The sequence below is a fragment of the Devosia sp. LjRoot3 genome, assembly GCF_964252865.1.
Classification (GTDB): domain Bacteria; phylum Pseudomonadota; class Alphaproteobacteria; order Rhizobiales; family Devosiaceae; genus Devosia.
The window spans coordinates 552942-578706 of sequence record NZ_CAXUPK020000002.1 but is presented as its reverse complement, the minus strand read 5'-3'; the positions used below and the strand labels follow the sequence as shown (position 1 = coordinate 578706).

Below are 25765 nucleotides of genomic sequence, written 5' to 3'. Positions count from 1 at the left end.
CCAATGCCCCAATTGCGGCCCATTGACCTTCGCTGCGAGCACCTCGCCACGGCGCATGGGCTCAATTCGCCAATCCCCCGCTTCGGCTGGGGCCTCGAGGGCGACGGGCAAAACCAGCGCCAGACGGCCTATCGGATCGTGGTCGCCGAGACCGGGAATGGCCGAATCTTTTGGGATTCTGGCAAAATTCTATCCAACAACACGCAGCTTGTTCCCTATGCTGGCGAACCGCTGTCGAGTGACGCGGTGCTGGATTGGACCGTGCAGGTCTGGGACGAGGCCGACCGGTTAGGGGCCACGGCCAGCCCGGCGCGCATCTTTACGGGGCTGAAATCCGACGACTGGCAGGCCGAATGGATCGCCCGCTATTTCGTGCTGCCGGCCGGCCGCGAAGTGCCCGCCGACAATGCCTATGACAACCGTTGGCAGGCGCGACCTGCGGACTATCTGCGCCGGAGCTTTGCAAGCGCTGACTCGCCGGTGCGGGCGACGCTTTATGTGACGGCGCTCGGCCTCTATGAGGCATATCTCAACGGCCAGCGCATTGGCGATCACGTCATCGCGCCGGGCTGGACCGACTATCACCGACGCGTCGAGTATCAGGTCCACGACGTGACGGCGCTTGTACAGGCAGGCGACAACGTCCTCGGCGCCATTTTGGGCGAGGGGTGGTATTCCGGGCGCGTCGGGCACAACCAGCGCCGCGCCGGCAATCACTATGGTGGCCGCCCCGCCCTTTTCTGCCAGCTCCATCTGCACTATGCCGACGGCAGCAACATGATCGTCGCCTCGGACGAGCACTGGCAAACCCGGCAGGGTCCGATTTGCTATTCCGACTTCTTGATGGGCGAGATGTACGATGCCCGTCTCGAACTGCAGGATTGGGCAACGGCACCGGGCGTGCAAGTGGGCTGGCAACCTGCCGAGGTTTTCACCCCCGACCCGCGCGCGCCAAAACTCGATGCCGCACGCGCGCAGCCGGCTCGCGAAGTGGCGCGTCTCCCCGCACAATTCTCACACCTCGCAACCAACGGCGCGGCGATTTTCGACCTCGGGCAAAACATCGCCGGCTATTGCGAGCTGACTGTGGAAGCCAGTGCCGGCGCCCGCTTCACCCTGCGCCACGGGGAAGTGCTCGATGGGGACGGCGAACTCTATGTCGCCAATCTCCGCCACGCCGTCGCAACAGATATTTTCATTGCCGCCGGGAACGGCGAGGAGACATTCAAGCCGCGCTTCACCTTCCACGGCTTTCGCTATGTCGAGCTGACCTTGCCCGAAGGAGTTTCGCCTGAAGCGATCACGCTAACCGGCATCGCCATCCAGACCGATACGCCGATAACAGGCGAGATCGAAACCGGCCACCCTCTCGTCAACCAGCTTCTGTCCAATATTTTCTGGAGCCAGCGCGACAATTTCCTCTCGGTGCCGACCGATTGCCCGCAGCGCGACGAGCGTTATGGCTGGTCCGCCGACGCGCAGGTTTTTTGGAAGACCGCCGGCTATTTCGCAGATGTTTCGGCCTTCCTCACCAAATGGATGCTCGACCTCGAAGACGGCCAATCGCCGGATGGAGCCTTCCCCGATGTGGCGCCGACCAAGCCTTTGAACCCCTATCGCCTGACCCCGCAGCCCGGTGCGCCCGCCTGGGGCGATGCGCCTATCATCATGGCCTGGGACCATTGGCTGCGCTATGGGGACCGCGATTTTCTCGTCCGCTTCTATCCCTCCTTCCAGGCCTGGATGGAGCACATCGGCCGCCCCAATCCCGATTTCATCCGCCGCAACGCGGTCTACAACAACTACGGCGACTGGCTGAGCGTGGGCCCCGCATCCGACCGAACACTGGTCGCGACCGCCTATTGGCACCGCGTTGCCGATCTCATGGCCCGCATGGCCAACGCCCTCGGCCACGCGACAGATTCGGCGGCCTACAACCAGCTCGCCCGTTCCATCGCCAGGGCGTTTTGCGCCGAATATCTCGACCAGAGTGGCCGCCTGACTGGCGACACGCAAACTGCCTACCTCCTCGCGCTAGACTTCAACCTCCTGCCCGAGGCTATGCGCCCCGCCGCCACAAAACGCCTCGTTGAGTTGATCGACGCTGCAGGCGGGCACCTCCAAACCGGCTTTCTGGGCGTCCGTCATATCTGCCCAGTCCTCTCCGAAAACGGTGCGGCTGATCTCGCCGTCGACCTCCTCCTCAAGGACACCTATCCCAGCTGGGGCTTTTCGATTCGCCAGGGCGCCACGACGATTTGGGAGCGCTGGGACGGCTGGACTCCCGACAAGGGCTTCCAGAGCGTCAACATGAACTCCTTCAACCATTACGCCTATGGCGCCGTGGGCGAATGGATCTGGTCACGTATCGCCGGAATAGACTGGTGCGAGCAGGGTCCGGGTTATCGCGAACTACGCCTAAGGCCGCTCTTCGACAGCCGCATCGGTCATTGCCGCGCGAGCTACAGGGCGCATACGGGCATCGTCTCCAGTCATTGGGTGATGCACGGGGACACAGTTGAATGGAGGGTCTCAATTCCGCCGAACTGCGCCGCGGTCATCGAGTTGCCACCGGGATGGCTGTCGAAGGAACACAGTGACCGACTTGGCGCAGGAACGTACGACCTTAGGCTCTGCAAGAGTGCCAATGGCTGATCTCCAAGGCCCGGGATATGCGTTGTCCTTCGCAGGTCAGCCGGTCAGCGGGGCGGGCGCAGGCTCTTTTGCTCGTGAGTGGGAGATCCAGAGCAACGCCAGCGACATGGCGTTGTCGATCTGACTTTCGAGCTGCTGTTGGATATCGGCCGCGCGAACCCCTACGAGAGCCAGAATATGTAAATCGCCCATAGCGAGGCCAAAGAGCTGCTTCGCCATCAGCTCTGGATCATCGAGGGAATTCCCTTGGTCCTCAGCAAGCGCGGACAGGAGTTCGGCATGGCGACGTTGTGCCCTGGCTATGACCCTCCCATGGAAACTGCTCGCCAGTTCGCTTTCCGAGCCACCCGCCGAAATCAGAATTCGCGTTGCGAGTATCTGCCGAGGCGACAAGGCGAAAAGGATCGAGCTCAGCAGACCCTTCCGCAGTGCTTCCAGAGGCGGCAAATCATCTACCGGGTCAAGAACGCTGGCGAATGCTTCGGCGTCCTGGGCCAACGCCTCGAACAATGCTCGCTTGTTCGAGAACGCCGCGTAGAGCGTTTTCTTGGACATTCCGGCGGTGCGCGCTATGTCGGCCATCGCGGCGCCGGGATAGCCGCGGGCCGAGAACACCCGCTCGGCCGCAACAAGGATTACCTGACGCCGTTCGTCGGGCGGCAGCGCGGGCGGTCTGCCCGGTCCTCGACCGGGCTTTTCGGGAATATCGGACATTTTGAGGGGGCCATTTCCGATTCTGCGAAGCGGCCACCCTATAGTCTTGCGGTTGCGACTAGAAGAGATCGTAGATCTCGTCGGCCGGGAGCGAAAGCAGGCGGTCAGCCATGTCCCGCTTGAGCCATTCGAGACGGTGATCCTCCTCCGCCGTACGATCGAGCTTGCGTCCAAGGGCGATGAACTCATCCCGTACGATACCGTCGCGAATGCGCAGTCGCACGTCCGTGCCGCGATAGGAGAGGATGAAGACATAACCCTTGAGCGTTTCGCCCCGCTCGGGTTGGGCCAGCTCCGGATTGACCATATAGCGGCCCTCGGTGAGGCTGCGCGTCACCATTTCGAAGGCGTCGCGGGCGCCCGGTCCCTTGAACGGCGTGCGGATGGCGATTTCGCGCCGTTCGGGCACCTCGCCCTTGGCGAGAAGCGGCAGGGCACGCTCCATGACCTTGAAGGCATGGGCCACCCCGCCGGGGAAACCGAAGCCGTGAAAGTGCATCAGCTCGGCATAGGTGTAGGTGAGCGGCTTGCCAGCTTCGAGAACGGTGAGTGTGGTTTGGCTCATGCTGTGTGCTCCTTGTCGAGTTCGGCTCGCATCCAGGGCAGGAAACCGTCGAGGAACCGTGTCGTCGCCGGCATGAAATGGCTGCCATGATGGTAGAAGGGATCGAGGCTGGTGATGATCATCCGCCCCCCGGTGGTGACCTCGTCGATGTAGAGGATAGGGTTGCCGGTGTCGCCTGTGGCCAGCACCTCGGAACCCTCGGGAACGTCGAACCAGCCATGCAGATGCCAGGTGACATCCTTTTCCGCTAGATGCCTGAATAGGCTGTGCTCGGGCTTGGCGATGCGTACGCCGAGATCGGCGCCAGGGGTCAGCCACCACCAGAAATTGGTCGGCTGGGGGGTAAAAGTGATACCGGGCAGGAAGAGCTGGGAGTCGCTTTCACCCGTGGCGATGATCGTACCGCCCTGGTCGAGATAAGCGCGCAGGCGCGCCTTGTGCGGCTCCATGCGGTCGGCCGGGGCGCGGCAGGGAATGAGGACGACGTTGAAGTCTTCGAGGCGCACGTCGGCGAGCTCTTCGGGGCGCACGAGTTTGTCGAAGTAGTGCGCATAGCGCGGGCCTTCAAAACTTTCGATGTGGTAGTAGGCGCCGGGGTGGATGACGAGGATGCTCATCAAAATTCTCCCATGGTCCAGGCCAGAATGCGGGGCGCCACGAGGGCATGGTTGGGATTGGGTCCTCCCATGCCACCGACGTCATTGCCGGCATGCGAGAACATCTTTCCGCCCGAAGGCAGGGTCCATTCCCAGTCGATCGGCAGGTTTTGTGGACCGATGCCGTTGATGGCGAGGGCGCCTTCCGGCAAAGGATTGTGGCCACGGCCATAAAAGCCGGCGACGCCCCGGTTTTCCTCGAAGGATGGCTGGTCGATACCGGCGAAGATCGGATGTTCGTTGAGGCGCGTCAGCACGAGATCAGCGCGCTTGGCCTTGGCGATCGGCTCATAGATGCCCAGCCCCTTGAGGAAGGGGCGGAGGATGTGGCCGTTGAAGAACCAGCGACCACCGCGCGCCATGAAGGCTTCAAGGTCGTCGGCGAAGTGCATAAGCCCGAGCTGGTCGAGATGGCTCGTGGTGATAAGTCCACGGGCGGCAGTGAAATGGGCTGGCGTCAGATCTCGCTCGCGCACGATGACGGCATCGCCGCGCTCGAGGGCGAGTGTGAAAAGGCCGGGGGGCTCGCCATAGTGGGAATGGATGAGCAGCAAGGCGCCGCTCGTTGCTGGGGCATTGGGCATGGCTAGTCCTGAATAGGTTTGGGTCGAAAAGACTGCTCAGACGGTGGTATTGCCGTTGAGCGTGGATGAGTGGGCGGCCTGAGGCGCGAATATGCACGGCGCGAACGGCCCCGAAGATGACGTGATGCGTGCCGACGAGCTGGGAGGCGTTCACGACACAATCGAAGCCGGCAAGCGCGGAAGCCAGAACGGGCGACTGACTGTCTCGGCCGGTCCATTCCGACCCGAACCAGTCTTCACGCGGCAGAGAAGAGCGGCCGGCAAAACGCTGGGCGAGATCGTGGTGGTCGTCGGCCAGGAGATTGACGCTGAAGACGCCATTCGTGAGCAACTTGCCTGGCACCCTGCCCGCCTGATGAAGACAGATGAGCAGAGTCGGCAATGGCGTATCGGCCGAGACCGAGGTTAGCGCCGACACGACGACACCGTCGCGACCCGCCGGGCCATCGGTCGCGACGATGCTCACCGAACTGGCAGCCTGGGCCATGGCATCAAGGAACCCTTGGCGCCGAACCTGCTGCTCGGTGTTATCGTTGGCCAAAGGCATCATGCCGCCGGTGCCGATTTGCGCGCGGCCTCGGTGTCGATGAGCCAGGGCAACATGCCTGCCAGCATGCGGGTCGTGGCCGGCATGAAGAAGGCACCGTGGTGGAAGAAGGGGTCGAGCGTCGTCGCCACCAGCCTTCCGGGCGCGTAGGAAATGACATCCTCGAACATCTGGCATTCGCCTTCCGAGGTTTCGACGAGACTCTTCTGATTCGGATGCAGCGGCTCGAAGGCGCCATGGAGGTGGAAGGTGACATCGTCCTTGCCGAGGTATCGGCAGACGGCGTGATTTGGATCGCTCATGCGCAGGCCAAGATCAGCGCCCGGAGTCAGCCACCACCAGAAATTCGTGGGCATGGAGCGGAAGCCGATATCGGGCAACCAGGTATCCGGAAAAGTTTCGCCCATAGCGACGAGCGTGCCTCCGGCGCGCATGAAGGCCTGTAACTGGCCGCTGAGGGGGGCGAGATAATAGGCATTGGTGCGGCACGGAATGATGAGGATATCGAAAGCCGACAGGTCGATCTTGGCCACATCGCGCAGGTAGATGACGTGGTCAAAGAAGTCCTTGAAGGGCTCGCGGGTGATGCTGTCATGGTGGTAGTGCTGACCACCGTCGATGATGGCTACAATGGGTTTCTGGCTCATGCTGCCACCTTCGATGTCTGGGAAAGCCAATCGAAAAAGCCCTGGATGACGGGCAGTCCCTGCGGCCCCTCAAGCATCAGAACGGCCCAGAGTTCGACGCCGGAATGAACGAAAATGCGTCCGCCCTCCGGCCGGTCGTAGAGCCAGTCGACTGCGACGTGGTCGGGGCCGACCGAGTGGATGACCAACGCGCCTGCGGGCGGCGGATTGGTCCCGCGGCCATAAAAGCCGGCGACGCCCTTACGCAGGGTGAGGCTTTCAGCCGAAATGTGCTGGAACAGCGGATGCTCATTCTCGCGATGGATGACGAGTTCCTTGAGACCGCGCTTTTCCATCGGCTCGTAGCGGCTAAGTTCGGGCAGGAAGGGCCGGGCGACGTGGCCGTTGATCAGCAGCGTGCCACCACCATTGAGATAAGCCTGCAATTTCGGGCTGATCTCATTGAGATGCACCTGATCGGCGCTCATGGAGAGGAGCACGGCGTCATAGGTGCTCCAATCGAGCCTCTCGGTATCGTATTGCTGATAGAAGTGGATCGTGTGACCCGAAACCTTGGTGAGAGCCGGTGGTGGCCCGCCATAGGCGTTCTGCACGTAGAGAAATCGTCCTGTCATTTCCGTCTCCCCAGACGTCGTCAAGCTGCGGCGATGAGGCGCCGCGTATAATCTTCGGTTGGCTGCTGCACGACGCTGTCGGCAGGGCCCTGTTCGATGATTTCGCCATGATTGAGCACCACCAGCCGATCGCAGAAGTGGCGGGCCAGGGCGATGTCATGGGTAATGAAAAGGAAGGCGGTGCCGAAGCGTATCCGCAGGTCTTCCATCAGTTCCATGATTTCCATGCGTACCGACTGGTCGAGCATGGAGGTCGGTTCATCCGCGATGATGACTTTTGGCTCGGTGACCACGGCCCGGGCAAAGGCGACGCGCTGCCGCTGGCCGCCGGACAACTGCACGGGCCGACGCGACAAAAAATGCCCGTCTGAAGGCAGGCGCGTTGCTTCGAGCGCCTTTTTCACCTTGGCATCGATCACCGCCTCGTCGCGCTCGCCATGGATGCGCAGCGGCTCGGCCACGATCTCGCGGATCGGCATGCCGTTGCGCAGGCTCTGATAGGGGTCCTGGAACACCATGTGCACGGCGCTGGCCATGATTTTCCGGCCATTGCGGCCGAGCGCGGCAAGGGGCTTGCCATTGTAGAGCACCTCGCCGCCATCCGGCGCGATCATGCCCATGACAAGACGAGCAAGGGTCGACTTGCCGGCGCCGCTCCCGCCCACGAGCCCAACCTTTTCACCCGGGCGCAGGGCCAACGACACATGCTTGAGCGCATGATGCGCCGTACCCCAACCAAGGCCGAGAAAGCCGTTGGGATAGAAAGTCTTCGAGACGTTCCTGAGTTCGATGACTGTGGCGGCATCGCCCGGCGTGGCGGCGGACCAGAGCTTTTCGTCGTCGATCTCGGGTAGGTTGTCGAAAAGCGCCCTTGTATGGGCATGTGTCGCATGGGCCTTGAGATCGGCGGGAAAGCCTTCTTCCACCAATTCGCCCTTGTACATCACCATGAGCCGATCGGCATGGCGGGCAATGAGTGGCAGATTGTGGGTGACGAAGAGAATAGAGAGATTGAGGCTCTGTCGCAGCGAGAGCAGCAGCGCCATGATGTCTTCCTGCACCAGCACATCGAGCCCGGTCGTCGGTTCGTCGGCAATCACCACTTCGGGTGTATTGCAAAGTGCGATGGCAATGACCGCGCGCTGGCGCATGCCGCCGGACAGCTCATGCGGGAAGCTTTTGGCATGAGCAGGGCTTAAACCGACCTTTTCGAGCCATTCAGCGACGAGCTCCTGTTTCCTCGCCCCATCGAGCGGCTCGCCGCGGTCCAGCGCTTCTTCGAGCTGGGCACCGATCGAGAGCACGGGATTGAGCGCATTCATGGCGCTTTGAGGGATCAGGGCAAAGCGACGGCCGCGCAGGGCACGGACGGTTTCGGGGGACATGGCGAGAACGTCGTCTTCTCCGATCCAGACCGCGCCCTCGGTGACCCGCGCAGGCTGGCGCAGGAGTTTCAGGATAGCGAGGGATACAGTAGTCTTGCCCGAGCCGGACTCACCAACAAGGCCGATCAGCTCGCCCTTGTTGAGGGTGATATCGACGCCTTTGACCGCTTCACTGCTTCCGAACTCGGCATCGTAGACGACGCGCAACGCCCTTGCGGTCAGCGCCGCATTAGGTTCGGGCGCAGCGCCCTCTGGGCGCTTCGGCAGCGTAGCCTTCTTCGTTTTGATGCGCGGCGCGAGGGAGGCGTCGTAGCCAAAACCGATAAAGGCCAGGGCCAGCACGGTCAGCGACACCGCAACACCCGGCGGCAAGATCCAATAGACCCAGGAGCCCGTGAGAAAGGCGGCGCGGGCATTGGCGTGGAAGAGGATGGAGCCCCAGCTGTTCTGCAGCGGATCGCCCAAGCCCAGGAAACTCAGCGAGGTTTCGACCATGATGGCGGCATGGGCGATGCGCACGAATTGCGGCACCACCAATGGCGCGAGTTCGGGGAGGATATGTTTGAGGCCGACGAACCAGCCCCCTGCCCCCATGGCAATGGACGCTTCAACAAAGCCGGCCGAGCGAATGGCGAGGATTTGCGCGCGCAATTCGCGCACCGGATTGGCCCACATGACCAGCGCAATGACCGTGACCTGCGTCTGGATGGAGGCGCCGAAATAGACGCCGAGCACGATGACCAGCGGCAGGAAGGGCAGTGCCAGCACCACATCAATGAAGCGCATGATCAGCCGATCGACCCAGCCACCATAAAAGCCCACCAAGATGGCAACAGAAGTGGCGACAATGGTTGAGACCAGCGCCACCGAAAGCCCGACGGCGAGCGAGACGCGGGCGCCGAACAGCAATTGGGCCCAGATGTCATAGCCGGCATCGTCGCAGCCGAGCCAATGGGCGGGATTGGGCTTTTCGAAAGGTGCACAAGCGATTTCGCGGGGACCATAGCCGGCAAAGATCGGCGCCAGAATGGCGAGCAGCGCGATGATCGCGAGCATGGCTATACCAAGCCATTGCACCTTGCCGGTGGCGGTGGAAATGGGGGCGATGAAGCTGCGGGTGTTGGTGTAGCGCTCGGACATGGCCTTACCTCGCCCGCCGTGTACGCGGGTCGATCAGCGGATAGAAAATGTCGGTGACGAGATTGGCGAGGATAATGGAAATGGTCGCGATGACGAACAGGCCCTGCAACAGGGGATAGTCGCGTGAATTGACGCCCATGACGACGAGACTGCCGAGACCGGGATAGGCAAAGACCGATTCAATAACCAGCGCCCCGCCAACCAGTGAGCCGAGCCCCATCATCACATGGGTGTAGAGCGGCAGCAGCGCATTGCGGAAAGCGTGCTTGAAGAAGATGACCCGCTCGGAGACACCCTTGGCGCGGGCGAACATGATGTAGTCCTGATCGAGCGCCGCCATCATCGAGGCGCGCGAAATCAGCAGCACACTGGCCGCCTGCACAACGCCGAGCGCCAGTGCCGGCATGATCAGGCGCTTGCCAACGCCAAGGAACCAGTCGGGCCGCGGAAAGGAGGTGCCGAGCTGATAGGCGCCGAAAGACGGCAGCCAGCCCAGCGTCGTCGAAAACAAAATAATCAGCATCATGGCCAGCCAGAACGGCGGCAGGGAGCCGATGAAGAGCACGCCGCCCATGGTGACGATGTCGGTGATTTCGCCGCGCTTCCAGGCGGAGAGGACGCCGAGCACGGTACCGATGAGCGTGGAGAAAAGGAGGGCAACGCCCATAAGCAGCAGCGTCCAGGGCAGGCGCTGCATCAAAGCATCCCATACAGGCATGCCGAGAAGGATGGAATTGCCGAAATCGGTCGAGAAAATGCCGGTGAGATAGTTCCAGAACTGGATATGAAGCGGGTCGTGAATGCCCAGTTCCGCGGCCACCTGCGCCACCTGCTCGGCCGTCATGGTCTCAACCACATCGGCGCCCAGGAGCGAGTTGATCGGGTTGCCCGGCGCCAGCCGTGGCAGAAAAAAGTTGACTGCCAGCGCGACCAAGAGGGTCAGCGCATATTGCAGCACAGTGCGCAGGTAATACATGAAACGTCCGGGCCCCGGGTGGTCATGCGCGGCCGATACCGCGCATGACGGAAGCGAATTGCGGCCTATTCTTCGATCAGATGATCGATGGAATCGGAGGTGCCGATGCGGCCGGCTTCGGGCAGGAACGAGTACTTGTTGTAGATGCCGTAGCCGAAGGACGAGACGTAATTGTCATAGGACTGCCAGCGATAGGCAAAGAGCCCATCGGGGTACCAAAGCATGAAGCGGCTCGGATACTTGTTCTCGTATTCCTGCAGGGCAAAGCTGGCTTCGAGGCGCGCGTCGCGCGTATCGGCTTCCCACCAGGTGTCGTAGAGTGCCTTGCGCTCCGGTTCGCTTTCAAGCAGGGCCTTCATCTGTGCGCCCGAATAGAACTGCACATACTGGTCCTGGTCGGCAAGGCCATGCGGGGTGATCTCGGAAATCGAGAACTCGTAATTGCCGTCGGTGGTCAGGCTGTTGAAAGTAGCAGCGTCTACCGCTTCCACATGCGTCTTGATGCCTACGGTGGCGAGCTGTTCGACCATGATTTCGGCAGCCCGCACATAGAGCGGCTGATTGGTCGAGACCACGATGCGCCAATCGAACGGCGTGCCGTCAGGCAGATCGCGGAAACCGTCGCCGTCCTTGTCGACAAAGCCCACGGCATCAAGTCCGGTCTTGGCCAACGCTTCGTCGTAAGGCACTTCCATGCCCGGCTTGGTCCAGGTGCTATCGAGATGCGGCCAGCCATGCTTGCCCGACTGGGCGCGGCCCAGCATGACGCGCTCGACCATTTCGTCGGCATCGATGGCCAGCGAAAGCGCATAGCGCAGGTCGCGATTGTTGAAGATCGGATCGTTGAGATTCATGTTCATCCAGGTGCCCCAGAGGCTGGGTGCCTGAGCAATCTCGATGGCCGGATCGTTCTTCCACTCTTCGACGAGTTCGGGCGGCAGGGCGCGGGCCGCGCCATCGATCTCGCCCGATTTCAGGGCCGAGAACATGGTCTGCGGGTCCTTGATCATGACCAGCGTCAGTTCCTTGACCAGCGGCGCGCCGCCCCAGAACTCTTCGTGGGCGACGAAGTGGTAATATTCGTCCGCCTTGAAGTCGACGAGCTTATAGGGACCGGTGCCGATCACTGGCTCTTCAAGCGTGCGCGGGTCTTCAATGCCTTCCCACTGCTTCTTCTGCAGGATCGGCATTTCCGGCGCGGTCACGAGGTCGAAATTCGGCATCGGACGCGGGGCGGTGAAGCGCACGCGATTGGGACCGACCTGCTCGATGAGCTCGATACGCGGCACGTCAGAAACGTGGTGCGTCCAGCGATTGGCCGGGCCGTTGAGGTAGAGATTGTAGGTGAAGACCACGTCTTCAGCGGTCAGCTCGGTGCCATCATGCCACTTCACGCCCTGGCGGATTTCCGCCTCCCAGACGCGCGCGTCTTCGCTGACCTGGACCACTTCCGTCGCCAGCCACGAGCGGCCCTTGGAGAGGTATGGCGAGGGCTCCAGCAGCTTGTCGAGCGCCAGATAGAGCACCCAATCGTTCCACGAATTGCCGATGGTGTAGGTGGTGATATTGGCGGCTGTGTTCCAGATACCGATGCGCAGATGGTCCGCGGACTTTGGCCCGTCATTGTTGACCGCGCTCAGGAGACCGGCGGCCGTGTGGGGGCTACCATTGCCAGCTTCGGGATTGGCATGAAGTGAAGCGTCATGCGCGAGCGGCGACGCGACAAGGCACAGGGCGAGCGCAGAGGCACACGCTGCCCGAACCATCGTTCGATGCATGTTGGTGATCCGATTCTTGTATTAGGGAACCCAAGCGTTCCTAAATCGGATTACTATGATCACATTATCACCGTGTCAACAAAGATGATTATCATAATCAGATTTAACTGACCCCGGCTAGACCTGCTGCATCACGGGCCAACTTTGCTCCTAGCCCACTCAGGGAGCGCCAGATTTTACGCAGGCCGGCCCAGCCACCGCCCATGACGTCGGCAGCGGATTGACGCGCCGTGGCGGGCCATCGCTCCCAGCAACATAGTCAGCCTCACGGAACACGACACGCATTTCCCGCAACCCGTCTTTGCCAGGGTTCTTGACTCTAAATATGCATACACATACATATGCATCATGATGCAACAAAACGTGTTTAATATGTTGGCGGACCCAACACGGTTTCGCATCGTCGAGGCTCTGGTCGATGGCGAGCAGGCCGTGGGTGACCTGGTTCGTGCCGTGGACATCGATCAGTCCGGCGTGTCGCGGCACCTGCGGATCCTGGGCGAGGCTGGCTTCGTCGTGATGCGGCCCGAGGGGGCGCGGCGGCTCTATTCCCTCCGGCCTGAACCGTTCCAGGCGATCGACGATTGGGTTGCGAGCTACCGCAAGCTTTGGGAGGGCCGGCTCGATCGCTTCGACGCGGCGCTAGCGCGGAAATCCGAGGAGAGGAAGTAATGCCGCAGGCCAGCCAATTGGGTGAGAGCACCCTCAGATTCGAGCGGGTTTACGATGCATCGATCGAGGATGTCTGGGCACTCTGGACCACGAAAGAAGGGCTCGAGGCCTGGTATGCGCCGGAGGGTATGCATTTTGAAGTGTTGGCCCTTGAGCCGCGGGTGGGCGGTGCCTTCGATCACGTGTTGACCGCGGTGGGCGCCGAGCAAGTCGCTTACCTGGAGAACCTCGACATGTCGCTGACCGCGCGCGTGAGCGGCCAATTCGTGGAGATGGTTCACCACCGGCGGCTACGCATTCGCTTCGATATGGACTTCGTCCCCGGCGTCGAACCCTACCCCTACGATATGATAGTCGAGCTTCACGCCGAGGGCGAGCGCGTTCGGATGGTCTTGACGGCCGATCGCCACCCCGACCCGGAGATGACACGCGGCGCCATCATTGGACTGACAAGCCAAGTACAACGATTTGACCTGGCCGTGGCGGCACGGGCGGCAAAGGAGCAGCCAACGTAATGCGACCTCTTCTCTATTCCATCAACGTAACGCTCGATGGCTGCGTCCATCACAACGCCATTCCGGCTGACGAGGCGCGGCAGCAGGAGATGCTGCGTGCAACACATCGCCACGCCACCGAAAGCCTCGGCCGGGCCGATGCCCTGCTGTTCGGTCGGGTTACCTACCAGATGATGGAAGGAGCATGGCGACTGGATACGCGGACATCAACGCCACCCGACTGGACCGAGCCCTTTGCGCGGACAATCGATGCGATGAAGAAGTACGTCGTTTCGAGCACGCTTGACCGGGTCGACTGGAACTCTGAGCTCGTGAACGGAGATCTGGGCGAAGCGGTGAGCAAGCTCAAGCAGCAGCCGGGCGGTCCACTCTTCACGGGCGGCGTAAAACTGCCCCTGGCGCTGGCGGAACTAGACCTGATCGACGAGTACGAATTCGTAGTGCAACCTATACTCGCTGGTCATGGGCCCACCTTGTTCGCGGGGCTCGCAAGGTACGTCGAATTGAAGCTTATCGACCGGAAGGAGCTCAGCTCAGGCGCCGTGGTGCTACGCTACGAACCGAGACGGTAGGGCGTGCGGAAAGCGGACGCCCCCGGAGGACGCTTGGCTAGCGCAAGTCTCCAGTGATCACACTCCAACCGCCATCCGATGCTCGGATGAAAAGAGCGTCGACGGCTTCGCCACTCGTCAAGTTCTGCGTGAGGTCGCCCCAGCGGTCTGCCCCAAACATTTCCGCACCCGCGATGTCGATACGGATTTCCTGCACGAATGTGCAGAGAAACTGGGTTGCGCCAGCCTCCGGCACGCAGCCGAGCTTGGTAATGCCAAGCAGTGATACGCCCGATCCGGTCTCGCCAGTCCAGACGGCGGGGTTGGTCAGGCAAGCCAGCGCCGCCACAGGGTCGCTGATCTCCCCCGATGTGCAGGCGCGGTCCATCTCCGCCATCCGTGCCGACGCCTCCCGCACCCTCTGCAGCGCGAAGGCCGCGATATCGTGCGCAGTTGGTTCGGAAGCGTCGGAACCGGTCGATCGGTCCTCGATTACAATGGCAGCAATTTCGGCTTGGTCGAGGGCATCACCAACGAGCGCAGCAATGTCTGGGCTCATGCCATCGCGGCCGGATACTTGCGAAGCCAAAATCTCTACCGCCTCGCGCGGGCGCTCACCTTGCACCGCTGTCGCAAGTGCCGCTTTCAGCTCCGCTAGCACCACAGGGTCTGCTTCCAGTTCGGTCAGCCGGTCATAAAGCGGCATGAGGATGCCGCCGGGATCGATCGAGCCAAAGGTGCGCTCCATGCTTTCCCGATATTGTTCGAACCGGTTCAACGCCGCATGGGCTCGCCTCAGGCCCTCCAGACCTGCCGGAAGGTCTGATGCCATTGCTGCAGCCTCTGTCAGCGGCGGTTGCAGAATAGCTTCGGCCTTGCGCTGCGCCGCCTGGACAACCCGTGCGACCTGATCGGCGCTCATATCCGATACCTGAGCCTCATCTGCTACGCGGAGCGCCGTGCCCAGATGCCCCTGGTCGAAATCGTCGCCCACTGTTTCGAGGTCCGCAAGGAACTGCGCCGCAGCACTGTCGCGAGCCGCCACTTCGAGTTCAGCCCGCAAGGCGGCCACTTCGGTGCTCAGCACCTCGGTGACTTCGACCGGCAAGCGCGACAGCGCAATGTCGGCTTCGATCGCACTCAACCGCCCGAGCGCCTCGGGTCCGGCAGCGCGGATCGCTGCCAGTTCTTCACGCGTCGTGATGGACCATTGCTCGGCCTCTGCCGCTCGCTCGTTTAGCGCGGCGATGCGTTCTGCAAAGATCGGCGAGCGGAACACGTCACTGAAAACATTCCGATAAGGCTCCATTCCGAGGGGCCCGTAGCAGACTTGAGCAACAAAATATCCGATGGCGCCCCCCTCTTGCTGGTCAAGAAGCGCATAGGGAACACCGAAGACCGGTTCGAAGGCTGCATCGAGAAAAAGTGGGGCGATGGCTTCAAGGATCTGGTCCGACGCCATGCCATCGAAACCGCCGGGCCCGATGGAAGGCGCATACCAGTTCCCCAGGGCACGACATTGAGCCTCCGCCGAGACGGCTGTAGCCAAGGCGCCACCGATGGCCCCGCCAAACGCTTCCGGAGGTGTAGCGTCCCCTTCGGGAAGGCGCATCGGCTGCGCGGCCGCCGCAAGCTCCTCCGCCGATGGCGGACGGGTAGCCGCAAAACCACCTGAGCAACCACTTAGCAACCCATTCATTGATTGCCCGTCAGCACCGATCCGACCGCTCAGACCAAGCGCGCTGAACCCGGCCGGTTTGTCGATCCAGTCCCTGGCAATGATGGTGAACTGCCCATTGTCCTGCATTCGGCCCATGACAGCATAGCTGCCCTTGGCTCCAGCAACATCGAAGCTAAAGACGCCGTCGTGCAAGGGGCTATCGGAAGGCTCGATCTGCAGCGACATCGTCGCTTCGGGCTGGCTGTCGCAGTGATATGTGCCAGTCCATTGTCCGGCAAATTGCGACTGGCCTAGCGCCGGCCCCGCGACGCCGCCAACGAGCAGACAGATGAAACCGACCACACCACGCATTCGCATAGCTGCCACGCCCGTACTCGAGCATATCATCAACCAGCTCCGAGCATATCACTAGTTGAAATGCGCGTGTAGGCGGAAGATTCCAAGAATTGAATCGCCGCTTGGCACAATCATCCATAAGTAATCGCGTGGGGTGTCAACGGGATACAGTTGAGGGCTTCGCCTATCGCTCGACGCAAAGGGCTATGCCCATGCCACCGCCGATGCACAGCGTAGCCAGACCTCGCTTGAGGTTATTGCGCTGAAGGTCGTGGAGCAGCGTAACCAGGATACGCGCACCCGACGCGCCGATCGGGTGACCCAGTGCGATCGCGCCGCCGCTGACATTGACGATATCAGGGTTCCAGCCCATGCCGTCATTGACGGCGCAGGCCTGGGCGGCAAAAGCCTCGTTGGCTTCCACCCGATCGAGATCGTTTGTCGTCCAGCCGGCTTTCGCCAGCGCTTTTCGAGACGCCGGGATGGGGCCTGTGCCCATGATCGATGGATTGACCCCGGCTGTTGCCCAACTGGCAATTCGGGCCAACGGGACAAGGCCACGCCGGGCGGCCTCTTCCTCATGCATCAGCACAACCGCTGCCGCGCCATCGTTGAGGCCGGAGGCATTGCCGGCGGTTACGCTGCCGCTTTTGTCGAAGGCCGGACGGAGTTTGGCCAGTGCTTCGGCGTTAGTGTCGGGACGCAGGTGATCGTCTTTGTCGACGACCGTGTTCCCTTTGCGCGTCTCGACACTGACCGGGACGATTTCGTCCCTAAAATATCCTGCAATCTGCGCCGCCGCAGCCTTGCGCTGGCTGGACAGCGCGAATGCATCCTGCCGTTCGCGAGAAATGCCAAACTCACGGGCAACGTTTTCCGCTGTGATCCCCATGTGATAGCCACCAAAAGCGTCCGTCAGCCCGTCGATGACCATGGTGTCGACAAGGCTCACATTACCCATCTTGGCGCCTGTGCGCAGGGACTGGCAATGAGGCGACAAAGACATCGATTCCTGTCCTCCCGCCACAACGACATCGGCATCGCCACACAATATCTGCTGCATGCCCAGCGCCACTGCGCGCAGCCCAGAGCCACAAACCTGATTGATGCCAAAAGCTGTGGCGGACATGGGAATGCTGGCCGCCACAGCGGCCCGGCGGGCCGGATTCTGTCCGGCCCCGGCTGTCAGGACTTGCCCTAGAATGACTTCGTCGACTTCTTCCGGCGCCATGGCGGCCCTACCGAGGGCTGCGCTGATGGCTGTTGCGCCGAGTTCATGTGCTGGAACCGTGCTCAGGGGACCCAGGAAGCTACCGACCGGGGTTCGTGCAGCACTGACGATGACGACATTGCTCATGCCACCTTCTCCCCAACGGCCACGCTGAACCGAGCTTCGGTCTTGGCAAAGATTTCATCGACGGTGACACCGTCAGCCAGCTCAATCAGCCGCATGTCCGTGTCGCCACGGCGGGCAATGGAGAACACGCCGAGATCGGTAATGACAAGGTCGGCGACGCGCTGGCCCGTGAGGGGCAATGTGCACTGTCTGAGCAGCTTGGCCTGACCCTTGGCTTCGTGTTCCATGACGACGACGACACGCTTGACCCCGGCCACCAAGTCCATGGCGCCGCCCATGCCTTTGACCATCTTGCCGGGGATCATCCAGTTGGCGATATCTCCCGCCTCGGACACCTGCATCGCGCCCAGGATGGACAGGTCGATGTGACCGCCGCGGATCATGCCGAAACTGTCGGCGCTCGAAAAAAAGCTGCTCTCGGGAAGAGCGGTAATCGTCTGCTTGCCGGCATTGATGAGGTCCGCATCCTCCTCGCCCTCAAAGGGAAACGGCCCCATGCCCAGCATGCCATTCTCGCTTTGCAGGCGGACATCCATCCCGTCGGGAATGTAGTTTGCCACCAGCGTCGGAATCCCGATGCCCAGGTTGACGTAGAAACCGTCCTCAAATTCACGGGCGGCGCGGGCCGCCATCTGATCGCGGGTCCAGGCCATTATGCGACCTCCTCGTGACGCTGGCGCACGGTGCGCTGCTCAATGTGTTTCCTGGGTTCGGGCACCAGCACGAGGCGGTCAACGAAAATGCCGGGCGTGTGGATATGGTCGGGATCGAAAGTGCCGGTTTCGACCAGTTCCTCCACTTCCGCGATCGTCACCTTACCGGCCGTCGCCATGATCGGATTGAAGTTTCGGGCGGTCATCCGGTAGACCAGATTGCCTTCGTGATCGCCCTGCCAGGCGTGGACGACCGATACGTCAGCTACAAGCCCGGTTTCCATCACGTAGTCGTCTTGGCCAAAGCGACGCACTTCCTTGCCCTCGGCAATCAGCGTCCCAACGCCGGTCTTGGTGAAAAAGGCCGGGATCCCTGCCCCTCCCGCGCGGATGCGTTCGGCAAGGGTGCCCTGCGGGTTGAACTCGAGTTCCAGCTCTCCCGAGAGGTATTGCTCGGCAAAGAGCTTGTTCTCCCCGACATAGGACGAGACCATTTTCCGAATCTGCCGCGTTGCCAGCAGCCGCCCGAGGCCGATCCCGTCGACCCCCGCATTATTGGAAATCACGGTCAGGCCTTTGGCGCCCGAGGCTTCGATGCCTTCAATCAGCGCTTCGGGAATGCCACAGAGGCCGAAGCCACCGGACATGATGGTCATGCCGTCGGCCAGAACATCGGCCAGCGCCTCGGCGACGCTAGATTTGACCTTGCGCATCGCGCTCTCCTAAAGCGGTTTCTTGAGCCAGCGCGCCAGCACGCCAACAATGCCTTCGCGGAACAGCAAGACGCTCACCACGAAAATGGACCCCTGCAGGATGGTGACCCAAGCGCCGAAACTGGCGAAATAGTTCTGCATGGTGACGATGACGGCTGCGCCCACCAGTGGTCCGAAAATGGTGCCCATGCCACCGAGCAGGGTCATGAGCACCACCTCGCCCGACATGGACCAGTAGACATCAGTCAACGAGGCCAGCTGGAAGACCAGTGCCTTGGTGGCGCCGGCCATGCCAGCCAGGGCGGCCGACATGACGAACACGGCGAGCTTGTAGCGGTTGACCTTGTAGCCCAGCGAGATCGAGCGGGCCTCGTTGTCGCGGATGGCTTTCAGCACCTGCCCGAAGGGCGAGTGAATGATGCGATAGATTGCCAGCAGGCCGCCAAACACGATGAGCAGGACGACGAAATAGAGAGTGCGGTCGTCTGCGAGGGACAAAAGGCCGAAGAGATTGCCACGTGGCACGGCCTGGATGCCGTCCTCACCACCGGTAAAGGGCGCCTGCAGGGCAAGGAAGAACACCATCTGGGCAAAGGCCAGCGTCACCATGGCGAAGTAGATGCCTTGGCGCCGGATAGCCAATGCCCCGATGATCAGCCCCAAAAAGGCGGCAGCCAGAGTACCGAGCAGGATCGCCACTTCCGGCGTCAGACCCCAGACCTTGGCGGCATGGGCAGCGACATAGCTGGCCGAGCCGAAGAAGGCCGCGTGGCCGAAGGAGAGGAGACCGCCAAAACCGAGCAACAGGTTCAATGCCGAGGCAAAGAGCGCAAAACACAGGATCTTCATGATGAAGACCGGATAGAGCACGAACGGCGCGATCAGCAGCAGGACGAGAAGGCCGGTGAAGATGATGATGTGGTGGCGTGGGGTACCGACAGGCATGGCGGCAGCAGCGCTCGAATAGGCAGTTTCGGTGGAGACGCTCATTATGCTGTCCTTCCGAAGAGGCCGGCCGGCTTGAACAACAGGACGATGGCCATGATGACGAAGATCGCGACAGACGATGCCTCGGGATAGAAGACCTTGGTCAGGCCCTCGACGATACCAAGGCCAAAACCTGTGAGAATGGCGCCGAGGATGGACCCCATGCCGCCGATGACCACCACCGCAAAGACCACGATGATGAGATCAGCGCCCATGTTGGGATTGACCGAGTAGATCGGGGCAGCAAGCACACCGGCAAAGGCGGCCAGCGCGACGCCGAAACCGTAGGTCAGGGTGATCATGCGCGGCACGTTGATGCCGAAGGCACCCACCAGGGTCGGGTTTTCGGTCGCGGCACGCAGATAGGCGCCCAGACGCGTCCGCTCGATGGCAAACCAGGTGCCGAAGCAGACGATCAGCGAGGCGAGCACAACCCAGGCGCGATAGTTGGGCAGGAACATGAAGCCCAGGTTCTGCCCACCGCTCAGTTGCGGAGGAATTGAATAGGGCAGACCCGAAACGCCGAAGCTGTTGCGGAACAGGCCCTGGATGATCAATGCCAGGCCAAAAGTCAGCAAGAGACCGTAGAGATGGTCCAGGTGGTAGAGCCGGCTGATCATCAGGCGCTCGATCAGAACACCTGTTGCGCCAACGGCCAGCGGTACGATGACCAAGGCGCCCCAATAGGGAATGCCAAGATAGGTCAGCCCCATCCACGCCACGAAGGCGCCCATCATATATTGGGCCCCATGGCTGAAATTGATGATGTTGAGCAGCCCGAAGATCACGGCCAGCCCCAGGCTGAGCAGGGCATAGAAGGAGCCGTTGATCAGCCCCAGGAGCAGCTGGCCAAACAGGGCCTGTGGAGGAATTCCCAGTAGCTCGAACATTTTTCTGGTCTCTTGCCTACCGATTAGGAAGGCGCCCCGGCAAAGGCCGGAGCGCCCGGGAAGGTTACTCGACGAGAGCGCAGCCACCGTCTTCGAGCGGGCGGAAGGCGGTTGCGGCAGGGATGGTGGCAAGGAGCTTGTAGTAGTCCCACGCACCAGTGGATTCGGCCGGCGACTTGACCTGGAACAGGTACATGTCGTGGATGTGCCGGCCGTCGGCCCGCAATTCACCGGCGCCAAACACTGGGTCCTGTGACGGGTTGGACTTCATCCAGTCCATGACGACTTCGGTTTCCTTGCTGCCGGCTGCTTCTACGCCCTTGAGGTAGTGGGTGACGGCCGAATAGACGCCGGCATGCACCATGGTCGGCTTGGAACCGCCCATTTCCGTCGAGAAACGCTCCGACCAGGCACGGGTATCGTCATTGAGATCCCAGTAGAAGGCCTCGGTCAGCACCAAACCCTGCGCAGTTTCAAGACCCAGAGCATGCACGTCCGTGATGAAGATCAGCAGGCCAGCAAGGGCCTGTCCGGCCTGCGTGATGCCGAACTCGGCGGCCTGCTTGATCGAGTTGACGGTATCGCCGCCCGCATTGGCGAGGCCGATCACGTCCGCACCAGAGGCCTGAGCCTGCAGCAGGAAGGAAGAAAAATCGGTTCCCGGGAAGGGGTGGCGGACCGATCCCATGACCGTGCCGCCGGCGGCCTCGACCACCTTGGTGGTGTTTTCCTCAAGCGAATGGCCGAAGGCGTAATCTGCCGTCAGGAAATACCAGTTCTTGTTGCCGCTTTCGACCATGGCCTTGCCCGTGCCGTTGGCGAGAGCATAGGTGTCATAGGTCCAGTGGCCGGTACCCGGCGCACACTGAGCGCCGGTCAGGTCAGTGGATGCTGCGCCGGAATTGAGGAAGATCTTGCCCTTTTCACGGGTGATTTCATTGACCGCCAGCGCGGCCGACGAGGTGGGCACGTCCACGATCAGGTCAACGCCCTCTTCGTCATACCACTGGCGGGCAATGGTGGAGGCAACGTCGGGCTTGTTCTGGTGATCGGCAGAGATCACCTCGACATTGATACCCTTGGCGGCCGCCTCGAAATCCTCGATAGCCATGCGCGCGGCGACCACCGAGCCTTCGCCCGAAAGATCCGCATAGATGCCCGAGCGGTCGTTGAGCACACCGAGCTTGATGTCGACTGCCATGGCCGAACTGGCCATCAGCATGGCGGCAAGCGATCCCAGAGTTGCAGACTTGATGTTCATTTTGTTCTCCTCCTTGGTGGCCCTCTCCCGGACCGGTTTCCTCACACGCCCAGATAGGCGTGAAGCTTGCCCAGATTGTTCTGGATCTCAGTATTGGGGATCATGTCGATGACCCGGCCCTGTTCCACCACGTAGTGGCGGTCAGCGACCGAGGCGGCGAAATGAAAGTTCTGTTCCACCAGGACGATGGTAAAACCCTGGTTCTTGAGGGTGGCCAGTGTGCGGCCGATCTGCTGCACGATCACCGGGGCGAGGCCTTCGGTGGGCTCGTCAAGCAGCAGGAATTTAGAGCCGGTGCGCAGGATGCGGGCGATCGCCAGCATTTGCTGCTCGCCGCCGGAGAGCTTTGTGCCCTGGCTGGAGAGCCGCTCGCGCAGATTGGGAAACATGGTCAGCACATCGTCGCGACTGAGCCCGCCCGGCCGGATGACCGGGGGCAGCATGAGGTTCTCGTCCACCGAGAGCGAAGCGAAGATGCCGCGCTCCTCCGGGCAGAAGGCGATGCCTGCCTTGGCGATTTCGCGCGCGGGCAACCCAATCAGCTCGCGCCCCTCAAACTGCACCGAGCCAGTACGTTTGGCGATAAGGCCCATGATGGCGCGTAGCGTCGTGGTCTTGCCCGCCCCATTGCGACCGAGGAGCGTTACTACTTCGCCCGGCGCGACATCGAAGTTGATGCCGTGCAGGATATGGCTCTCGTCATACCAAGCCTGAAGGTCGCGCACGGCGAGGGCGCTGGTTGCGGATTCAAGTTTGCGGGCGGCTTCAGGCATGACCGGCTCCGATATAGGCTTCAACGACGCGCGGGTCCTTGGAGACGGTTTCATAGGGCCCCTCGGCCAGCACTTCGCCCCGAGCCAGCACGGTGATCTTGTCCGAAAGATCGGCGACGACCGACAGATTGTGCTCCACCATGAGGATGGTGCGCTTGGCGGAGATGCGGCGGATCAGCGCCGAGATGCGGCTGACATCCTCTTGCGCCATGCCGGCCATGGGCTCGTCGAGCAGCAGCATTTCTGGCTCGAGCGCCAAGGTAGTGGCGATCTCGAGGGCGCGCTTGCGGCCATAGCTCAGTTCGCCCGCCGTCTCCCCGATGAACTCGGTCAACCCAACCTCGTCCACGCGCGCCCGGGCCTCCTCGTCATACGCGTGAAGGACCTTCTGATTGCGCCAGAAATCGAAGCTGTCGCCGCGACGTCGCTGCAGCGCGATACGAACATTTTCCAAGACGCTCATACGCGGAAAGACAGCCGAGATCTGAAACGAACGCACGACGCCCAGCCGCGCAATATCGGCGGATGCTAGTCCCGTAATGTCGCGGCCGTTGAAGCTGATGGTGCCAGAGGTGGGTTGCAGAAATTTGGTGAGCAGGTTGAAACAAGTGGTCTTGCCCGCACCATTGGGCCCAATCAGCGCATGAATGGAGCCGCGCTCGACATCCAGATCGACGCCATTGACGGCAATGAAGCCGGAGAAGCGCTTGGTGAGCTGGCGAGCCGAAAGAATGATGTCAGGTGCGCTCATTTGGCGGTCCAGCCTCCGTCGATGGAAATGGTGGAGCCGGTGATCGAGCGGGCCCAGTCAGAGCAGAGATAGGCTGCCATTTCGGCGATCTCTTCGGGTTGCACGAACTGCTTGGTTGGCTGTGGCGCCAGGATCACCTGCCGGATGACTTCCTCTTCCGAGAGCCCATGCACCCGAGCCTGGTCTGCAACCTGCCGGGCGACCAGAGGCGTCCAGACATAGCCGGGGCAGATGGCGTTTACGGTGATGCCCTTCTCGGCGGCTTCCAACGCGACGGTCTTGGTGAGGCCAACCACCGCATGCTTGGTCGCGACATAGGCCGACTTGAAGGGCGAAGCGCGCAGGCCATGGGCCGAAGCAATGTTGATGATACGCCCCCAGCCCCTGTCCGCCATGCCAGGCAAGGCCGTGCGGATGGAGTGAAACGCGGAATCGAGGCTGACCGCGACGATGCGATGCCAGTCCCCGTCCTCGAATTTTTCGATCGGCGCAACTTTCTGCACCCCGGCATTATTGACCAGAACATCGAGCCGCCCAAAATGGCTGATGACCTCTTCGGTTAGCGCCCGACTGGCTGCAGCATCGGCAAGATCGGCCTGGAAGTAGGTGACCTCGCCCGAGCCCAACGCGTTGAGCTCAGCGACCAGGCCAGCAACGCTATCAGCAGGCTCGAAGCTGTTGAGCGCCACGGAATAGTTCAACTGTGCAAATTTATGCGCGATCGCGAGCCCAATACCGCTCGTCGATCCCGTCACCAGCGCTACGCGCTCTGACACGATCCCTTGCCTCCACCCTGACGTCGGCCTTTTGGCCTTATTGTGTGGAACAGCTTTGCATGAAGCGTGCCAGTCTCGGATTTCCGGGACTTTTGCCGCAGCGAGCTAAACGGATTTCAAGAGTTATGTCCGGACAGGCGGACAGTTGGCGAGCCGAATGTCCGAATACCCGGACAACCTAATCCAGGCTGTGGCGTTTGAGCTTTTCGTAGAATTGGGAGCGCGACACACCGAGCCGCTGCGCCGCGGCACTCTTGGAACCATGCTCGGCATCAAGCGCGTCGAGCAGCGCTACCTTCTCGGCGGCGGCCAGACGATCCGAGAGACTTCCCGCGATGGGCGGAGCGGGCGCCGCAACGAGCGCAGCATTGGCCGGCAGGGCCTTGGTGACAAGGCCGAGATCTATAACCTCGGACGGGGCCATGGCGGCCGCCCGTTCCAGCACGTTGCGCAGCTCGCGCACATTGCCGGGCCAGCGATATCGCGTGAGTTGGGTAATCGCCTCCGGGGTCAGCAGCCAGCCGCGCTGGTCGCGCGGACGCGGAATGGTATCGAGCAGAGCCTCGGCGATCAGCCCGATATCGTCCAACCTGTCGCGCAAGGGCGGCACGTGAATGGCCAGCACGGCGATGCGATAATAGAGGTCGGCGCGAAAGCTCTTGTCTTCCAGCTTCTGTTCGAGCGGCTGGGATGTCGCCGCGATGATACGGACGTCAACGTTCTTGACCGTATTGGAACCAAGCGGTTCGAACTCCCCTTCCTGCAAGGCGCGCAAGAGCTTGGCCTGCAGCGCGGCGGGCATATCGCCGATTTCATCGAGAAACAGCGTGCCGCCATGGGCCAACTCAAACTTGCCTTTCCTGGGCTTGCGGTCCGCGCCGGTAAAAGCTCCGGGGGCGACGCCAAAAAACTCGGCCTCCAGCAGCGCCTCCGGAATGGCCGCCACATTGACCGCCACAAACGGACCATCGGCGCGGTCGGACTGCTGGTGGATGGCATGAGCCAAAAGCTCCTTGCCGGTGCCGGTTTCCCCCAGGATGAGGGCCGCGCCATCACGCAGGGCATAGCGGCGCACCACGGTCTTGAGCTCGCGCACGGTCTCGGACGTCCCAACGAAACTCGACAGAGAATACTTGGTTTGTCGCTCGCGAGTCAGGGCCGCCTGTGCGCGACTGAGCTGGTGCTGCATGGCCTCGAATTTTTCGAGGATCGGCGCCAGATAATCTATTTCCTCGTAGAAGACGAAACCGACAGCACCCTGGATTTCGCCATGCTCGTTGCGCAATGGCAGACGGCAAACGACGAACTGCTTGTCGTCAAAGGCCATGATGTCGATGAGAATCGGACGCCCGGTCTCGACGACGCGCCGCAAGAGGGAATGCGGAATGACCTGTTCGACGGGCTGGCCGACGATTTCGGCTTCGACCGGAAGGCCCAGCAGCTCGCGATAGCGATCGTCAATCCAGCTGATCCGCGCCTCGGCGTCGACGGTGATGGCCCCCTTGAAACTCTCGCCCAGCGAATTGAAGGCATCAAGAACCGTGGCAACGGATTTGGGCAGGGCAAGCTTGTGCTGCATTGCGTTCAA

The 25765-nt window shown here is 61.7% G+C and carries 24 protein-coding genes and 1 pseudogene; 4 read left to right on the top strand and 21 right to left on the bottom strand.

Annotation, left to right across the window (positions count from 1 at the left end; translation table 11 throughout):
• Positions 1–3 precede the first annotated feature (3 nt).
• Positions 4–2655 (top strand): family 78 glycoside hydrolase catalytic domain, encoded by a 2652-nt coding sequence (locus ACSQ2A_RS09890; protein ID WP_436072077.1) that lies wholly within the window; start codon positions 4–6, stop codon positions 2653–2655.
• A gap of 36 nt (positions 2656–2691) precedes the next feature.
• On the opposite strand, the gene ACSQ2A_RS09885 is transcribed toward ACSQ2A_RS09890, so the two are convergent.
• From ACSQ2A_RS09885 to ACSQ2A_RS09840, 10 genes and pseudogenes are all read right to left on the bottom strand, one after another.
• A complete protein-coding gene (locus tag ACSQ2A_RS09885; protein WP_436072076.1) occupies positions 2692–3369 on the bottom strand; it encodes a TetR/AcrR family transcriptional regulator in 678 nt (225 codons plus the stop codon).
• Positions 3370–3427: 58 nt separating this feature from the next.
• Complete coding sequence (locus tag ACSQ2A_RS09880) at positions 3428–3934, bottom strand: hypothetical protein (RefSeq protein ID WP_436072075.1); 507 nt, start codon at positions 3932–3934, stop codon at positions 3428–3430.
• Positions 3931–4551, bottom strand: coding sequence for a hypothetical protein (locus ACSQ2A_RS09875; RefSeq protein ID WP_436072074.1), 621 nt, complete (start codon positions 4549–4551; stop codon positions 3931–3933). The genes ACSQ2A_RS09880 and ACSQ2A_RS09875 overlap by 4 nt, the downstream gene beginning before the upstream one ends.
• Positions 4551–5174, bottom strand: a complete 624-nt coding sequence (locus tag ACSQ2A_RS09870) for a hypothetical protein (RefSeq protein WP_436072073.1) — start codon at positions 5172–5174, stop codon at positions 4551–4553. Before ACSQ2A_RS09870 ends, ACSQ2A_RS09875 begins: the two co-directional genes overlap by 1 nt.
• Before the next feature lie 97 nt (positions 5175–5271).
• Positions 5272–5661 (bottom strand): annotated as a pseudogene (locus ACSQ2A_RS09865) (flavin reductase family protein); the annotation flags it as partial.
• A 59-nt stretch (positions 5662–5720) separates the two neighbouring features.
• Positions 5721–6368, bottom strand: coding sequence for a hypothetical protein (locus tag ACSQ2A_RS09860; protein ID WP_436072072.1), 648 nt, complete (start codon positions 6366–6368; stop codon positions 5721–5723).
• Positions 6365–6982: a hypothetical protein gene (locus ACSQ2A_RS09855; protein ID WP_436072071.1), complete on the bottom strand. Its 618-nt coding sequence runs from the start codon at positions 6980–6982 to the stop codon at positions 6365–6367. Before ACSQ2A_RS09855 ends, ACSQ2A_RS09860 begins: the two co-directional genes overlap by 4 nt.
• A 20-nt stretch (positions 6983–7002) precedes the next feature.
• Positions 7003–9507: an ABC transporter ATP-binding protein/permease gene (locus ACSQ2A_RS09850; protein WP_436072070.1), complete on the bottom strand. Its 2505-nt coding sequence runs from the start codon at positions 9505–9507 to the stop codon at positions 7003–7005.
• 4 nt (positions 9508–9511) lie between these two features.
• A complete protein-coding gene (locus tag ACSQ2A_RS09845) occupies positions 9512–10483 on the bottom strand; it encodes an ABC transporter permease (RefSeq protein ID WP_436072069.1) in 972 nt (323 codons plus the stop codon).
• 65 nt (positions 10484–10548) lie between these two features.
• Positions 10549–12261, bottom strand: coding sequence for an ABC transporter substrate-binding protein (locus ACSQ2A_RS09840; protein ID WP_436072068.1), 1713 nt, complete (start codon positions 12259–12261; stop codon positions 10549–10551).
• Between the two features lie 372 nt (positions 12262–12633).
• Between ACSQ2A_RS09840 and ACSQ2A_RS09835 the strand changes: the two genes are divergently transcribed.
• Genes ACSQ2A_RS09835 through ACSQ2A_RS09825 form a run of 3 tightly spaced genes read left to right on the top strand, consistent with a single transcriptional unit; the run spans position 12634 to position 14020 of the window.
• On the top strand, positions 12634–12933 hold the full coding sequence (locus tag ACSQ2A_RS09835) for an ArsR/SmtB family transcription factor (protein ID WP_436072067.1): 300 nt from the start codon (positions 12634–12636) through the stop codon (positions 12931–12933).
• Positions 12933–13448: an SRPBCC family protein gene (locus tag ACSQ2A_RS09830; RefSeq protein ID WP_436072066.1), complete on the top strand. Its 516-nt coding sequence runs from the start codon at positions 12933–12935 to the stop codon at positions 13446–13448. Before ACSQ2A_RS09835 ends, ACSQ2A_RS09830 begins: the two co-directional genes overlap by 1 nt.
• Entirely contained in the window at positions 13448–14020 is a 573-nt protein-coding gene (locus ACSQ2A_RS09825; RefSeq protein ID WP_436072065.1) for a dihydrofolate reductase family protein, read from the top strand. The genes ACSQ2A_RS09830 and ACSQ2A_RS09825 overlap by 1 nt, the downstream gene beginning before the upstream one ends.
• 37 nt (positions 14021–14057) lie before the next feature.
• Here ACSQ2A_RS09825 and ACSQ2A_RS09820 read toward each other — a convergent pair whose 3' ends face one another.
• From ACSQ2A_RS09820 to ACSQ2A_RS09770, 11 genes are all read right to left on the bottom strand, one after another.
• Positions 14058–15905, bottom strand: coding sequence for a hypothetical protein (locus tag ACSQ2A_RS09820; RefSeq protein ID WP_436072064.1), 1848 nt, complete (start codon positions 15903–15905; stop codon positions 14058–14060).
• A 295-nt stretch (positions 15906–16200) separates the two neighbouring features.
• Positions 16201–17373, bottom strand: a complete 1173-nt coding sequence (locus ACSQ2A_RS09815; protein WP_436072063.1) for an acetyl-CoA C-acetyltransferase — start codon at positions 17371–17373, stop codon at positions 16201–16203.
• Positions 17370–18026 carry a 3-oxoacid CoA-transferase subunit B gene (locus ACSQ2A_RS09810; RefSeq protein ID WP_436072062.1) on the bottom strand — a complete coding sequence of 219 codons (657 nt, stop codon included), beginning with the start codon at positions 18024–18026 and terminating at the stop codon, positions 17370–17372. The genes ACSQ2A_RS09815 and ACSQ2A_RS09810 overlap by 4 nt, the downstream gene beginning before the upstream one ends.
• On the bottom strand, positions 18026–18739 hold the full coding sequence (locus ACSQ2A_RS09805; protein WP_436072061.1) for a CoA transferase subunit A: 714 nt from the start codon (positions 18737–18739) through the stop codon (positions 18026–18028). The genes ACSQ2A_RS09810 and ACSQ2A_RS09805 overlap by 1 nt, the downstream gene beginning before the upstream one ends.
• A gap of 9 nt (positions 18740–18748) precedes the next feature.
• Positions 18749–19729 carry a branched-chain amino acid ABC transporter permease gene (locus tag ACSQ2A_RS09800; protein ID WP_436072060.1) on the bottom strand — a complete coding sequence of 327 codons (981 nt, stop codon included), beginning with the start codon at positions 19727–19729 and terminating at the stop codon, positions 18749–18751.
• Positions 19729–20616, bottom strand: a complete 888-nt coding sequence (locus ACSQ2A_RS09795) for a branched-chain amino acid ABC transporter permease (RefSeq protein ID WP_436072059.1) — start codon at positions 20614–20616, stop codon at positions 19729–19731. Before ACSQ2A_RS09795 ends, ACSQ2A_RS09800 begins: the two co-directional genes overlap by 1 nt.
• A 64-nt stretch (positions 20617–20680) precedes the next feature.
• Positions 20681–21877, bottom strand: coding sequence for an ABC transporter substrate-binding protein (locus ACSQ2A_RS09790; RefSeq protein WP_436072058.1), 1197 nt, complete (start codon positions 21875–21877; stop codon positions 20681–20683).
• 41 nt (positions 21878–21918) lie between these two features.
• Entirely contained in the window at positions 21919–22650 is a 732-nt protein-coding gene (locus tag ACSQ2A_RS09785; protein WP_436072057.1) for an ABC transporter ATP-binding protein, read from the bottom strand.
• The gene (locus tag ACSQ2A_RS09780) at positions 22643–23401 is read right to left on the bottom strand and encodes an ABC transporter ATP-binding protein (RefSeq protein WP_436072056.1); all 759 of its coding nucleotides are present in this window, start codon (positions 23399–23401) and stop codon (positions 22643–22645) included. The genes ACSQ2A_RS09785 and ACSQ2A_RS09780 overlap by 8 nt, the downstream gene beginning before the upstream one ends.
• Positions 23398–24180 carry a 3-hydroxybutyrate dehydrogenase gene (locus ACSQ2A_RS09775; protein WP_436072279.1) on the bottom strand — a complete coding sequence of 261 codons (783 nt, stop codon included), beginning with the start codon at positions 24178–24180 and terminating at the stop codon, positions 23398–23400. The genes ACSQ2A_RS09780 and ACSQ2A_RS09775 overlap by 4 nt, the downstream gene beginning before the upstream one ends.
• A gap of 175 nt (positions 24181–24355) precedes the next feature.
• The gene (locus ACSQ2A_RS09770) at positions 24356–25756 is read right to left on the bottom strand and encodes a sigma-54 interaction domain-containing protein (RefSeq protein ID WP_436072055.1); all 1401 of its coding nucleotides are present in this window, start codon (positions 25754–25756) and stop codon (positions 24356–24358) included.
• Positions 25757–25765 lie beyond the last annotated feature (9 nt).